We start from the raw sequence: 14,217 nt of genomic DNA, 5'->3' as shown, positions 1-14,217 counted from the left end.
CATACTATGCTGTCGTCACAGCCGGTTTCAGATATACATAACGGTTGTTTTCCTCGCTTTTCACGCGTGATAATTTATTGACCTTAATTAGCTTTAGTAATACACCTGATATTTCACTTGTTTGAAGCACGGTATCATATTTCGTGGCACTAAAATCAGTAATAGAAGCAATAGATTTCGGGGTATCAAAAAAATCAGTCGTCAACAATTGGTTTAAGATTTTAGTTGAACCCATCTTTTTACTCTTGGGATTTGCCAGAAGGACAGGGTTTATTTTGCTATTGGCGTTGGATACCAGTGCCGTATCCCCTCCGCTTAAATCTGTTTCACCTCCACGGTCTTTAACTGCTAAATGGTTCAAAATACGGTCAATAACAATGCATTGTACCGTTTCCGACTGGAATGCATTTATAACATCCGTTAACTCAATTAATTTTTTTTTAGCCGTTCAACCTGTTTGCTCATAGAACCTTGTTCTCTCAAATATATAAAGCTTTCAGATACTTTAAAACCGCTTAACAGTTAACGAAGAAGTACGTATTATAGAATTGAATTAGCAACAAATTGTCTATGGAATAGAACTACTGAATGATTATCCAATAATCAACCAATCGAAAGATCTATGGCTATTTAACCCCAACGTTTACAGCTGGTGAAAAGATCTACGTTTTTGGCTTGATAGAACATAACGACGGTGGTAAGGCACTGATAGATCGTCTTATTGAGGAAGCATATACCAATGAATTAACCCAAGACCAGATTGACGATGCAGTTGTTCTTGGCATTTATTTCGGCTTTGGTAATAAGTGTGAAATATCTCTGGGCTTCACGTTTTTTGTAGCCTGTTTGAGAACAACTTTGAGAATTATATTAATATCCACATCTATTACTTGTGATAACTTGATTAAATCTTCAAGAAGAAACTTTTCGGGTGCCGCACATTTGTTTACAAATCCATCATAGCCAATCCCTAATACAGCCAACATGCCGGTAACGTACATGTCAGTTAAATCGTTCATGCTATTTATAGTGTTGGTTTCAAATCGTGCTTTGAGAGAGGTAATTGTGCTTTGTAACCTTTCAGAATTTATTTTTGCCATAGATTTTCTGAACAAAAATGTGCAACCCCATACCTAAATCCATGAAATATTCCAGTATAGACAATATAAATTCTCATTTTGAAAATAAATATTTTCACTTTAGGACTAAATGTTTTATTTTAGTATCAAATATTTTCGATTTTGTAATTTTTAATCCTGATTGCCACTTAATAGTTCTATTGACGGAATAATCGTTTCCAAATCGAAAACTTAGTTTTATTAGTTAGAATTTATAATTTAGCAGTTTCTTAGAGACTGCCAAAACGAGCCTCGCCCGCAAATCTGGTAAATTTTACGCGATGGTAAGTTGAGTACTCTGGCCCTACGTATTTTAATATGATAGGGTCGGTGCTCGCTTATTTCAGTGTGTAAGCCTTTCGAAAGAAAGGTGGCTTACCAGAGCCCGCGGACACTGGATATTAGAGTTACCGGCCCTATTGTATTTTTTTCGATGACTCTCAATCCGTTGTTTTAGAGGCTTGCATTTATGCAACGGTAGATGATCACTGAAAATGTAAATATCACTTTTCTTCTTCAGCAACTGCAACAAGGCAGTGAGCGAGCTTTTGCCAAGATTTACGATCATTGTAGCAGGCCCTTGTACCGCAATATTTTGTTTTTAGTGAAAGAGGAGGAAGTTGCTCAGGAGCTTTTGCAAGAGCTTTTTTTAACTGTGTGGACAAGGCGTGAACAAATTGACCCCGATAAAGCATTTTGGCCATACCTATACATGGTTGCGCGATGGCTGGTGTTGAACCATTTTCAAAAAGTTGCCCGTGATAAACGACTCATCGACCATTTGATAATAACTACGGTAGATCATGTTACCAACGCTGAAGAAAACATGATCGACCAGGAAACCTACGAGCTTTTAATGAGGGCTATAGAAGATTTACCACCACAACGCAAGCAGGTTTTTAAGCTGTGTAAGTTTGAAGGTAAAAGCTATCAGGAAGCAAGTGAAATTTTGGGAATCTCCACCTCAACAATTCGCAATCAGATTGTGTCAGCCAATAAATCTGTAAAAGAATTTTTTCTATTAAATACTGATTTGACTGTCTTTCTGATAGTATCTGTAGTACTATATCGCATTAATCCATAGTAAATTAAAAAGTCATGGCCACACCCGCACTATATACAAATGCATCATCAAGTGAGGTAAATTCGCCGTTCGTGGCCATTGCTGATTTCTTTAATTCGGGCCTGCCCGCAGAGCACCGAAAAGATCTAAACAAGTGGCGGTACCATGTTATTAATGATGCACAATTCAATAGTCGTCACGGGGCGGTATACCTCCTTTCTGTTTACGAAGAAACAATACAGTTAATAGAGGCTGCCCATCTTTTATTAGCTTCCGGTAATAGCATGTTTCTATCAAATGAAAATATAACAGAAAGCCAAATTGAGCAAGAAAGAAAAGATTGGGAGTTTTTCCCACATAATCTTTCAGAAAAAGAGATCCTCAATCCCTTGGCAGTAATAAAAAGGTTTTTCAAGCAAATTACTTTGGAACAATATAAGGAGTACCTGCACGAATGGCTCCGCATAGCCTTGTCCGATAAAGCCGTTCTCGAAACACTTACTGCAAGGGAAATTATTGAAGTTTATGATAATCTGCGAAAACTATATTCCGCAACCTGGCTTATTTATCAACGTAAATGTCGATAACATCTTATAGTGTCACACATTTACATCTTTTGATGTCACACTTGTGATGATAAGAAATCCATTACGAGTGAGGCGCTCTTTTAAATTTCAGCGCTATCTCCAATTGTCTGACACTGATAGTATTTTCATCGATAATGTTCAGTTAGCAAGCCTGGATAAAAGTTTGATAGATCGTGTAAACCAGTGTCAAAGCATCCGTATGCGGGTTGCAGGTGTAAGGGAAGAATAATTCGAATCAGGGCGTTCCCCACTTCCAGCGGGGTCGGCTATCCGCTGTATCCGCTGCGCGGGATTAAACTCAGCCGTAAAGTCGCCTTTACGGCTGGTCTTCAGAACCGTGCATGAAAGTTTCCCTTCACACGGCTCCTCGTCCGTTAATCATTTATATGAAGCAAGCTGTCTTTCCTCGTTTTGGTCACATGACAATGAGCATGTAATAGTTGCACATTAGCCCATATATCTTTTCCTCCCAAATACAAAGGAATAATATGGTCGGTATCCATATCATCGCCTAATGTAAACTGTAATTTGCATATTGAACATCGACCTTTCTGTTTCCTCAAAAGCATGGCTTTTCTGTTTGATAACGTAGGGTATCTACCAAGCCTTGCTCCCCAATAAGACCAGTCACCATCGTATGGTGAGCGGTTCTCTTTAACTTTGACGTGCCTAATGATTGGAGTTTCACTATAGAGTCTAAGAGGCTTCCCTTTACGAGCAGCAAATGTCCAACGACCGGTTTCCAATCGCCAGTACTTGCGGTTTACCCAAGTTTGGGTCTTATTCGGGTGTCTTCGATTCGCCCATCGCCTCAAAGATTGAAACAACTTATGTGACATATTACTAAACACCCTCTTTGATACAACTGTTGAATGAAATTTACTCCATCCCCTTATGACAGGATTAAGTTGTTCTATCAGGCGTTCTTGTTCGATTGTACGATTACGACGTACAATGTTTTGTATGGCTTTATGTTGTTTCTTTTGAGACTTTTTCGATGGCCTAATAAAAGTTTTGAAGCCGAGAGGCTTCCCATAGTTGCTTTTTCCTGTATGCGTTTTGCCAACATTGTATTGGCCAATGTGCATACCTAAAAAGTCGAATCCCCGGTTGCCATGTTCATCCTGTAGTAAGGTGTGTGCAATTCTCGTCTTTTCCTCTTTCAGGTTTAAATCAATATCTGCAAGCCATAATTCTATAGCTGCCTTACAATGATTTATAACCGCGAGATCTTTATGAAAGACTAAGAAGTCATCAGCATATCTAATAAGTATTGGGCCGCCGCGAACAGGGAATTTCTCTTTAACGATTTGTTCCATGCCGTGTAAAGCAATGTTAGCCAACAATGGAGAAATCACACCGCCTTGCGGCGTGCCTTGTTCAGTCTGGTTAAATACATCATCCTCTAACACCCCGGCTTTTAACCAAGCCCTAATCAATCTTCTTAGGCTGGGAATGGTATTTAACTTTGTTAACAGTTTTTCATGACTGATTTTATCAAAGCATTTCTCGATATCGGCATCTAATACATACTTAGGCTTACTTTTGATTGATAAAAAGATTGCTTCAATAGCATCATGGACTGAGCGACCAGGCCTAAACCCATAACTATTGGGTTCAAACCTCGCTTCCCATTCGGATTCAAGGGCTAATTTAACCAATGCCTGTGCAGCACGGTCTTTCATAACGGGTATGCCCAAAGGGCGTTTTTCATCGCTGTTTGGTTTCGGAATCCATATTCGGCGAGTTGGTTTAACCTTTGCTTCCAATAAGTCTTGGTTGCTAAGTTTCATTCGCTGCACCGGCGTTAGTTTTCTTACACCATCAACACCCGCTGTTTTCTTGCCTTGATTGTCCTGTGTTACTTTCCTAACCGCCAATAGCTTGGCGGCATTAGATTTCAATAACAGTTTTTGTAGTTTGCGCATAGATATTATATCTCCGCGCATGCTTGCCTGATAAATCCGTTTTTGCAGCTTGAAAACATTACGCTGAACCTTCGTCCAGTTAATTGTGTTCCATTCATACATCGGTCGTATTGCCGTGTTCATCGTCTTAAGTTGCTACTTACTAAATCTATCATTAACGTCGTGGGTACGTCTGCCTATCCTTTGGCTTTCCCAAAGGCATTTGCTTTTTACCCAATCTCTTCTTATTAAGGCATAAGGATGGCTTCCCTCTGCTACTGCAGAGCCTTAATAAGATTACCTTGTTCCGATTATCTGTATGGTCTTAATTGACTAAGGGTTAGCGTCCTATTCTTCACCGGATTACAATTGTTTGAACGATTGATGGACGACATAACCATCAATCCTGTAATCGCTCCCATTTTGGGCAAGCCTTACAACCGTAGTTGAATAATCTGAGTAGGCTTGTTGACAGTGACGATGATTCAAACATAGGTTCGTTGCCTACGCATACCTCTACACTCGCAAAGGATTGAGTGTCAGATTCCACTCGTACTTGCTTTCTTCCCTGCTGCACCTATACAGTTGCCACCTGTATAAATGAGGAAAGTGTTTTCATCTGTTCAAATAGATGGAATGGTGTTCCCATTCACCAGATAATCAGTTATTACAAAGAACATTTTTGTAATGTCCGCTTACTTTACTCACGGACAACAAGTCACACATGCCGCAGCTATCCGTAACGCGGTGAAGAACTTTAAACGTTATTCTAATGGCTTGGCGGCCTTTCTTACATAACCATGCTTTTTATACGGCTCTATAAATATCATTCTGGTATCGGCTAAAGCTGGCCCGCAGGGTTGCAATCTAAAATGCCCGCTTACATCAAATCCGTCGGTTCGTATGCTCGTTATATTCCAGCAACTGTTAACGATAGTTACAGGTACATTGATATCATTTGAAAGCGCATCAGGTTGTTTCTTCGTGCCATAGCTTTTACCTGGGTTAACAATAATTTCTTGGTTTTCAGATAGAAAGAAAAAACACAATAATTTATAGAAGGTTTCTTCCATACCATTTGCACTCGCGTGGGCAAAATAAGCAGTAGGTTCACCGGTATTCCTGTCTACATATAATTGTACCACATCTATACTACCTGTTGCCTTATACTTTAGCTTCTCCTGCTGTGAATAATAAACAAACTGACCATGTAAAAATTGGATAACATGGTGATGAATCCAGACACGTAAAAAACTATTATTTTTGAATATGAATGTTAGTTTACAAGGTTTTACATGCTTAAAAACCGTCCAGTCATATATCCCATTTTTATTGGTTACTTTAAGTAGGTCAAGCTTATCAACTACTGTATTGGTGATATAATAAGCTTTTTGTTCATCAATCTCCAATAGCTTGTACGTCATAGCGATCCTGTGCATTTCTTCGTCACTCTGCTGATGGCGAATCATATTTTCAACTTCTATGGGAAGCAATGATCTTAAAATATCGTTTAAAAAATGTTTTTCAGTTAAAAAGCGATAAACAATGTGATTTCTAAGCTGCATAGGACATGATTTACAATGATTTGCAAAGTTAAAGCAAAAATGTTTTGATGGTAGTAGATACGATAAAGCGTTAGCGATTTCAGGTTTGCAACCGCAAAATCATTAATGATTACCTATCGACAAACTTTGATGTCCTTCGGGTGCTCGTTCCGAATTACTTCGGAAAGCCAATTTGCGGTTTTCACCCTGCGTGTAATTGCAGCAAACAAATGGCCCATTAAAATAATTTATTTATTCAATAGCCCTATTTTCTCTTATGTTTTATTTTGTTGTGGAGTAACACAACAAATGAAGGATCAAATCTATATAAAAAGTCTCTTTAAAAAGTACCTCGACGTTGAGTGTACTCGTGACGAGATCAATGAACTGTTTAAGCTAATCAGCAAAAAGGAAAATGAGGAACTTTTTAATTCCCTGATTGGTGATGAACTCTCGAAAGACACCCTAAAGCCGCTAAAAGCTGAACAAGAAGATAAGATTATTATCAAAGTTAAATCTGTCATACTTAGCGAAATTCGGGCACAAATGCCCCAAAAGTCTAATCCATCCAAATTTTCCTATAAAATAGCCAATGCCTGGTTGAAGATCGCCGCTTTGTGGCTGGTGATCGGATCAGCCACTTTATTTTTGTTTTACCGGCATTTTAGGGATAGTTACGATGCTCAAATCAAAAATCCCTCAAAACAATTAGTTACCCAAAACGGCCAGAGAAAACTAATTAAGCTATTCGATGGAACCAAGATATGGCTTTGCCCGTCCAGCACCCTTAATTATGAAGATCAGTTAGTTAATAGTTATCGTGTAGTTTCGCTGGACGGCGAAGCCTTTTTTGAGGTAGCTAAGGATAAAAAACATCCTTTTATAATCCATAGCGGGCGGATGCAGACACAGGTTGTCGGTACATCTTTCAATATCAAATCCGATAGCAAGCTTAATACCTATTCCGTTACGGTTGTGACAGGCATCGTAAAGGTGGCTGTTATGTCTGCCAAGTCGGAAAAAATATCGGAAGTGACGCTGAAGCCCAAACAACAAATAGTTTTTAATAAAGGCACGTCCTCTCTGGCCAGCAAGGAAATACTTGATTTGCAACCTGTGATTAAAAAGCGGGACGGTATACTGAGTTACGACGGTACTCCAGTGGGTGAAGTTGTGGCTGATTTAAAAAAGTATTATGATGTACCCATCGAACTGGAAAACAGATCTGCCATGTGTCTTTGCTATGGTGAATTTGATACCAATAGGCCGATTAAGATTGTGCTCAGCCAGCTGGCAGCAGCGATTGGTGCCAATGTAGTTACAGAGAATAATAAATATACGATAGTGGGAGGATGTGATGAAAGATAGCGAAAGAATCTAATAGCGTTGCCTTAGCCCAGGCATTAAATATTTAAATTTTAACAAACACGATTAACTGCAAAAACATGAAAAATTGCTTTATGGGAACCCCTATGCCTTTAAAAGGGCTCTCCAATCCGCCGCCGCCGCGCAACGGCAGGCCAATAGTTATAGTTTTCAAATCCCCCAAACATATTATTTAACCACGATGCTCCCAAAATTACGCTCTATATTAAAAATTAAATCCATTGTATTAACCGCTGCGGCCAGTTGCTTTATAAACCTTGCCCTGGCTACTGGATTAGCACATTCACAAGGATTAGAGAAGCGGATTACTATTGATGTACAAAATAAGCCGCTTAAACAAACACTTGACCAGATCGCTGCAAGTGCGCAGATGGTTATTATTTATAGCAATACTAAAGGCATCATAGAAAAGCCGGTAACCATTCATGAAAAAGATCAGCCGGTTAGTAGAATTTTGAATGAATTGCTATTGCCTCTTTCGCTCACCTATGAGGTAATAGATGACCGCATTGTAATTAAGTTCGACAATGCAAGTTCCCGGCCTCCCTCGCGGGAAAAACCGCCGTTCCCGGTAAAAGGGAAAGTAACCGATGCTAACGGACTGCCGTTGCCTGGAGCAACAGTTAAAATCAAGAATGGCCCGGCTGTAGCGACGACTAATAGTAATGGTGATTTTCAAATCACGAATGTTGCTGACAGCACAATTTTACAAGTATCGTTTGTTGGGTACGTGACGAAAGAAATTGTTGTAAGGAAAGCAGAATTTCTAACCATTGTACTTGAAATTGGTAGCGCTCAACTTAATGAGGTTGTTGTTTCAACAGGCTATCAGACACTGCCTAAGGAAAGAGCTACTGGTTCTTTTGTACAGATTAATAATGAATTATTAAATCGGAGGGTCGGAACGGATATAATAAGCCGTTTGGAGGGTGTTGTACCCGGTTTGCTATTTAATAGAAATACAATTAACGGCACGGCTGGCGCAGTTGACATCAGTATCCGTGGTACAAATACTTTATATGCCAATGCCCAACCTTTGATCGTCATCGATGGATTTCCTTATGACGGGGACTTTAACAATATAAATCCGAATGATGTCGAAAGTGTCACGGTATTAAAGGATGCCGCAGCAGCCAGTATCTGGGGGGTAAGATCAGGGAATGGCGTAATCGTTATTACGACTAAAAAAGGAAAGCGCAACGAAAAGCTAAATGTAGAAATGAATGCCAATGTGACCATAGGTAATAAACCCAATCTGTATTATAGCCCCAATTTCCTGCCCGCTAATGACGTGATTAATCTCGAACAAACTTTATTCAATAAAGGCTATTTCGATAGTAATTTAAGCTCAGGCTACTCTCCGGTATCTCCCGTTGTGCAAATCCTTGCCAACCAGCGTGCAGGAACAATCAGCGCGGCTGATGCAACTTCCCAAATTAATGCTTTACGAAACACAGATGTTCGCGATCAACTCAACCAATATTTTTATCAAAAGACGATCAATCAACAATATGCGCTTAATCTCAGAGGTGGTAACAGCAATAGTGATTATGTTTTTTCCTTGGGCGACGATCAGGACAGAAGTTATTTTAAAGGAAATCAAAATGGAAGGATCACTTTAAATTCCCTATATAACTTTTACCCGTTAAAGGACCTTCAAATATCAGCGGGATTTAATTATACTCAGGTTGCAGCAACAACCAATAACCCAATTTATAATAACGGCGGGCGGCTCACATTCAACAATGATAACATTTATCCTTACGCAAAGCTTGTTGATGTGAGTGGTAACGCATTGGCTATACCTAAAGATTATTCTCTAAGCTTTACAAGCAACGCAGACGGCAAACTGCTGGACTGGGCCTACAGACCGCTTGATGAACTGAACAACGAAGATAATACCAGTAAGATGGTAGACAACAGGATAAGTTTGGGGATGCAATATGGTTTTCTAAAGGACTTTCGTATTAACCTGAAATATCAATATGAACACGCAGTGACGAATCAGTTGAGAAATTTTAGTAGTGATACTTATTACGCCAGGAACTTAATTAATCAATATACTCAAATTGGATCTGGTGGCAGTTTAACCTACCCGATACCTGTTGGTGGCATTTTACAACAGACTAATGCTTATCTGACCTCTCAGCGGGGCAGGGCACAATTGTATTATAATCATAGCTGGAACCAAAAACATGAATTGAGTGCCATCGCGGGAGCCGAAATCAGTGAAGCTATTAATGAGAGCAATTCTAATACCTCTTATGGTTATGATAAAAATACTGGAACAAGTTATGGAACTATTGATTATTCGGACTCATTTAATATAACACCTTATGGGTACGGACAGAGAATCCCCAACTCACTTGGGTTCGGTAAAACAACCGATCATTATATATCTTATTTTAGCAATGCATCTTACACCTATAATAATCGGTATATATTATCGCTAAGCGGGCGAATTGACAAGTCAAACCTTTTTGGAGTCAATACCAATCAAAAATCCGTTCCATTATACTCCAGTGGGTTAGCATGGGATCTTAGCAAAGAAGATTTCTATCATCTATCCTGGTTGCCCTATGCCAAATTAAGGGCAACTTACGGTTATACCGGTAACATCAATAAAAGTGCGACAGCTGTAACTACCATAAGGCAATTTAGCAACTCTTACTACTCTGGAAATCCTTACGCAATTGTTATTAATCCTGGAAATCCTGAACTGCGTTGGGAAAAGACACGTATGATCAATTTCGGTTTAGACTATGCGTTTAAAAATAGCATTATAGCAGGCAGTGTAGAATATTATATCAAAAAAGGAACTGATATTTTCGGTGATTCCCCGTTAGCACCTTCAACAGGATTAACAACATTTTTTGGCAACACAGCAGATATCAAAGGAAATGGGGTTGACATTGTAATCAATACCAAAAACATCAATGGCACTAACTTTAGGTGGACAACTAATTTCTTATTGAGCCATGTGGTAGATATCGTGACCAAATACGATGTGACACTTGCGTCTTCCAGTTATATTCAATTGAGTAATGCCAGTAGTGTCTATCCATTGACTGGAAAATCACTTTATGGGCTGTATAGCTACAAATGGGCCGGTTTAACACATAATACAGGTGATCCTCAAGGCTATGTAAATGGGCAGGTAAGTACTGATTATGCTAAAATCCTTTCCGGTACCAGCATTGATGATATGGTTTATAATGGATCTTCACGTCCAACTACTTTCGGTTCTTTTCGTAATACTTTTTCATATAAAGATATATCACTTTCGTTTAATATCATTTATAAGCTGAATTACTTTTTCAGACGTAGCTCTTATACTTCATCTGCTTTGCCTTACAATGGCAATACAGACTTTTATAAAAGATGGCAAAACCCTGGTGATGAATCGAGTACAAATGTGCCTGCATTGATGTACCCGCCATACAATACAAACAGGGATCAATTCTACCAAAATTCATCAGTATTAATTGATAAAGGCGACCACATTCGTTTACAGGACATCACCTTAAGTTATGATTTGACCAAACAGCAGTGGAAAAAATCTCCCTTTACCAAATTCCAACTGTATACTTATCTAAATAATGTCGGCATTCTCTGGCGTGCAAACCATGATCATTTAGACCCTGATCTGAGTACTAACTCGACTTTTGGCTCTTATCCACTTCCACGGATGCTATCTTTTGGCATCAAAGCTAATTTTTAAAGAAACCCGATATGAAAAAGCAACTTAAAAAATTTACATATATAACTCTGATTATTACTACATGCATGTCAAGCTGCAAAAAACAGGATCAGTTTCTGGCGACCAAGCCCGATCAGGCATTATCAGTGCCTAATACTTTGGCAGATTTGCGGTCTTTAGAAGAAAATGAGGCTATATTCAATCTTAATGAGCCAGCATTGGGTGAAATTAGTTCTGATGATTTTTATGTTTTAACCTCATACTGGAATAATTTATCAACGCTCGAAAGAAACAGCTATATCTGGGCGAAACAAATTTATAATGCAGGGGCTAATGTTTCTGACTGGAGCAATGCTTATAGCAAGGTCTACAATGCAAATGTTGTACTCGACGCGCTACCCAATATTTCATATAATAACAGCCAGCAGGATTTGTATAATCAAATTAAGGGAACAGCTCTTTTCTTGCGTTCCTATGCGTTTTATGACCTCGTACAAACATTTGCAAAACCTTATGATGTCATTACTTCGACATCGGACCTTGGTATACCATTGCGATTAAGTTCTGATCTGAATGTTAAGTCTACCAGGGCGACAGTAAAGCAGTGTTATGATCAGATTCTTGCAGACCTAAAAACGGCATTGCCATTATTGCCACCCAAAATAACATCTCAAACACAACCCTCACAGGTTTCTGCAATTGCATTGCTTGCCAGGATTTATTTGGCAACGGGAGATTATATATCGGCTTTAAAATATGCTGACGCCTGTTTAACGCAGTTCAACACCTTATCTGATTATAATACTTTGACCACTCCTACAACAACCTCTATCAATAACACTTTTGTTAGCGAAGATATTTACCATTCGACATTGAATAATTATTCCATATTGGCTGTGCGTAGAAATGTAGTTGTAGATTCCTTACTATACGCTTCTTATGATAACAATGATTTAAGGAAAACAAAATTCTTTGCCATACTTGATGGTCTTCTACAATTCCCACGCTTCGTCGGCTCATACGATTTTAATGGAAATAAATATAGCGGACTTGCAACAGATGAGATCTATCTGATCCGGGCTGAATGTTATGCGCGTTCAGGGAATACAACAGCTGCAATGTCTGATTTGAACACATTATTAGCAACAAGATGGAAAACCGGCACCTATGTTCCTGCCTCAGCGGCGAATGCTGATGACGCGTTATACCGGATTTTACTAGAAAGGCGAAAGGAGTTGTTATACCGGGGCATACGTTGGACTGATCTGCGGCGGCTGAACAAAGAAAAACGTTTTGCGATAAGCCTGAGCCGTACCGTAGATGGAGTTTCCTACACTTTGCCACCAAATGACCCTCGCTACGTATTGCCGATTCCTGACAATGAAATTCAATTAAGTGGTATTCCCCAAAATGAAAGATAAAACACCGTATATGAAAACGCTATCTAAATACATACTGATCTGGATGCTTTTTTGGGGTAAAACGGTGCTGGCTGGCACGGGCTATGCTACGATCCATGGTAATCTTCCTTTCGCGAAAGATGGTGACATCGTAAGTTTGGAAGTTAACAAATATGGTATAGGTGCTTTTTATCCTAATTTCCAGCAACACCTTGAATGTAAGGTAAAAAATCAATCTTTTTACTTTAAAGTTAAATCCGGGAAATTTCCATTGTTTTTCTATTTTCATTGTACTGCCTGGGATGCCAATCAAGCTATCAGAGGCTATTATTTTATAGAAGAAGACGATAATGTCCGAATAGACGATATAAGGGTTACAGGTTATTTGCATTTTTCAGGAAAAGGGGCCAAAAAATTAAATGTGCTTTACAAGATTTCCGAGATCAATAATTTTTATAGCTCTACTTTGCCGCCAGCCAAGGTTGGCGAAATAACCAAATACCTTCAATCACGCGATAGCTGTGCATCAAATCAACTAAATTATCTAAATTCTAATAAAAATCTACTTACACAAAATGCCTATAACTTAATAAAAGCCTATATAGTGTCTCAGATTGTTGGTAAAGCCGGCGATCTAAACCACGATTTCTTCCAACACGATTCCATAGGGGCAGTAACTGTATTAAATAATTACAGGGATAATTTATTGCATCAGTTTTATTCTCCGCTATTTTTAATGAATGAACAATTTCACTATTCTCCGGCTTTGCGAGCAAGTATAATAGCAAAGTATAAATTGGATTCATGCATTGCGGTAAATCGGCCATTTGATGTGAAAAAATGTTATCTCTATTTAAAAAATAACTTTAAAGCCGACCTACGTGAAAGATTAGTAACTGAAATGATTTATGATCGAAAAGATAAAGGTGTTGATCTGTCTGACGAAATTAGTGATGCCCTCGGTTATTTTAAAAAAAAGGACTTTGTTTTTATATTAAAGAAACTCAGAGCAGTTCGCCTAATGGGGGGATTAGCCAATAACTTTTCCTTACCGGATACAAATGGAGTATTAAAACACCTTTCAGATTTCAAAGGCAAAGTAGTTTTAATTGACTTTTGGTATACCGGATGTGGTAATTGCGCAGAATTATATCCTTATTTACATAAAGTAGAAACAACTTTCAAAGAAAGTCCTGTCACTTTTATTAGTATAAGCGTTGATAAAAGTCGGGATACGTGGACAAAAAGCATAAATCGTGGACTGTATACTTCCAATGAAGTTGTAAACCTTTATACAGGAGGTAGCGGGAACTCACACCCGCTTTTGGTAAAGTATCAAATTAACCTTTATCCAACTTTGCTTTTAATAGATTCCGACGGTAAACTTATTGGAAATGCACCAGATCCTCGACTGGATAATGGAGACAAACTAACTAAATTGATAATAAAATTTCTTAAATAATCTGAAGAAAAGAGCCGCTATGACAATCATCCTAGCGGCTCTTGGATTAA

10 protein-coding genes are annotated in these 14,217 nt (G+C 38.7%); 6 read left to right on the top strand and 4 right to left on the bottom strand.

Annotated features, from left to right (window positions below):
• Positions 1–4: 4 nt before the first annotated feature.
• Positions 5–361: a hypothetical protein gene (locus BDD43_RS03385; protein WP_246001431.1), complete on the bottom strand. Its 357-nt coding sequence runs from the start codon at positions 359–361 to the stop codon at positions 5–7.
• Positions 362–785: 424 nt separating this feature from the next.
• The gene (locus BDD43_RS03380; RefSeq protein ID WP_121196352.1) at positions 786–1,100 is read right to left on the bottom strand and encodes a hypothetical protein; all 315 of its coding nucleotides are present in this window, start codon (positions 1,098–1,100) and stop codon (positions 786–788) included.
• A gap of 499 nt (positions 1,101–1,599) precedes the next feature.
• Between BDD43_RS03380 and BDD43_RS03375 the strand changes: the two genes are divergently transcribed.
• Together BDD43_RS03375 and BDD43_RS03370 are read left to right on the top strand one after the other, a co-directional pair.
• Positions 1,600–2,202, top strand: coding sequence for an RNA polymerase sigma factor (locus BDD43_RS03375; RefSeq protein ID WP_121196350.1), 603 nt, complete (start codon positions 1,600–1,602; stop codon positions 2,200–2,202).
• Between the two features lie 14 nt (positions 2,203–2,216).
• Complete coding sequence (locus tag BDD43_RS03370) at positions 2,217–2,768, top strand: hypothetical protein (protein ID WP_121196348.1); 552 nt, start codon at positions 2,217–2,219, stop codon at positions 2,766–2,768.
• 374 nt (positions 2,769–3,142) lie between these two features.
• Here the strand turns inward: BDD43_RS03370 and ltrA are convergent, their stop codons facing one another.
• Both ltrA and BDD43_RS03360 read right to left on the bottom strand, forming a co-directional pair.
• Positions 3,143–4,819: a group II intron reverse transcriptase/maturase gene (gene ltrA / locus BDD43_RS03365; protein ID WP_121196347.1), complete on the bottom strand. Its 1,677-nt coding sequence runs from the start codon at positions 4,817–4,819 to the stop codon at positions 3,143–3,145.
• A gap of 620 nt (positions 4,820–5,439) precedes the next feature.
• Positions 5,440–6,240: a hypothetical protein gene (locus BDD43_RS03360; RefSeq protein WP_121196345.1), complete on the bottom strand. Its 801-nt coding sequence runs from the start codon at positions 6,238–6,240 to the stop codon at positions 5,440–5,442.
• A gap of 105 nt (positions 6,241–6,345) precedes the next feature.
• Here BDD43_RS03360 and BDD43_RS03355 point away from each other — a divergent pair, with 105 nt between their 5' ends.
• The 4 genes from BDD43_RS03355 to BDD43_RS03340 all read left to right on the top strand — a co-directional run bounded on the left by BDD43_RS03355 (position 6,346) and on the right by BDD43_RS03340 (position 14,167).
• Complete coding sequence (locus tag BDD43_RS03355) at positions 6,346–7,587, top strand: FecR family protein (RefSeq protein WP_121196344.1); 1,242 nt, start codon at positions 6,346–6,348, stop codon at positions 7,585–7,587.
• Between the two features lie 199 nt (positions 7,588–7,786).
• Positions 7,787–11,326, top strand: coding sequence for a SusC/RagA family TonB-linked outer membrane protein (locus tag BDD43_RS03350; protein ID WP_121196342.1), 3,540 nt, complete (start codon positions 7,787–7,789; stop codon positions 11,324–11,326).
• A gap of 11 nt (positions 11,327–11,337) precedes the next feature.
• Positions 11,338–12,726, top strand: coding sequence for a RagB/SusD family nutrient uptake outer membrane protein (locus tag BDD43_RS03345; protein ID WP_121196340.1), 1,389 nt, complete (start codon positions 11,338–11,340; stop codon positions 12,724–12,726).
• A gap of 10 nt (positions 12,727–12,736) precedes the next feature.
• Complete coding sequence (locus tag BDD43_RS03340; RefSeq protein ID WP_162846969.1) at positions 12,737–14,167, top strand: TlpA family protein disulfide reductase; 1,431 nt, start codon at positions 12,737–12,739, stop codon at positions 14,165–14,167.
• Positions 14,168–14,217 lie beyond the last annotated feature (50 nt).

Source organism: Mucilaginibacter gracilis, from assembly GCF_003633615.1.
GTDB lineage: Bacteria > Bacteroidota > Bacteroidia > Sphingobacteriales > Sphingobacteriaceae > Mucilaginibacter > Mucilaginibacter gracilis.
This window is presented reverse-complemented; position numbering and strand designations above follow the sequence as displayed.

Bases quoted from the DNA above. Each gene is read 5' to 3' on its own strand.
- BDD43_RS03380 (WP_121196352.1), bottom strand. From the start codon at position 1,100: ATGGCAAAAATAAATTCTGAAAGGTTACAAAGCACAATTACCTCTCTC.
- BDD43_RS03375 (WP_121196350.1), top strand. From the start codon at position 1,600: ATGATCACTGAAAATGTAAATATCACTTTTCTTCTTCAGCAACTGCAA.
- BDD43_RS03370 (WP_121196348.1), top strand. From the start codon at position 2,217: ATGGCCACACCCGCACTATATACAAATGCATCATCAAGTGAGGTAAAT.
- ltrA (WP_121196347.1), bottom strand. From the start codon at position 4,819: ATGAACACGGCAATACGACCGATGTATGAATGGAACACAATTAACTGG.
- BDD43_RS03360 (WP_121196345.1), bottom strand. From the start codon at position 6,240: ATGCAGCTTAGAAATCACATTGTTTATCGCTTTTTAACTGAAAAACAT.
- BDD43_RS03355 (WP_121196344.1), top strand. From the start codon at position 6,346: ATGATTACCTATCGACAAACTTTGATGTCCTTCGGGTGCTCGTTCCGA.
- BDD43_RS03350 (WP_121196342.1), top strand. From the start codon at position 7,787: ATGCTCCCAAAATTACGCTCTATATTAAAAATTAAATCCATTGTATTA.
- BDD43_RS03345 (WP_121196340.1), top strand. From the start codon at position 11,338: ATGAAAAAGCAACTTAAAAAATTTACATATATAACTCTGATTATTACT.
- BDD43_RS03340 (WP_162846969.1), top strand. From the start codon at position 12,737: ATGAAAACGCTATCTAAATACATACTGATCTGGATGCTTTTTTGGGGT.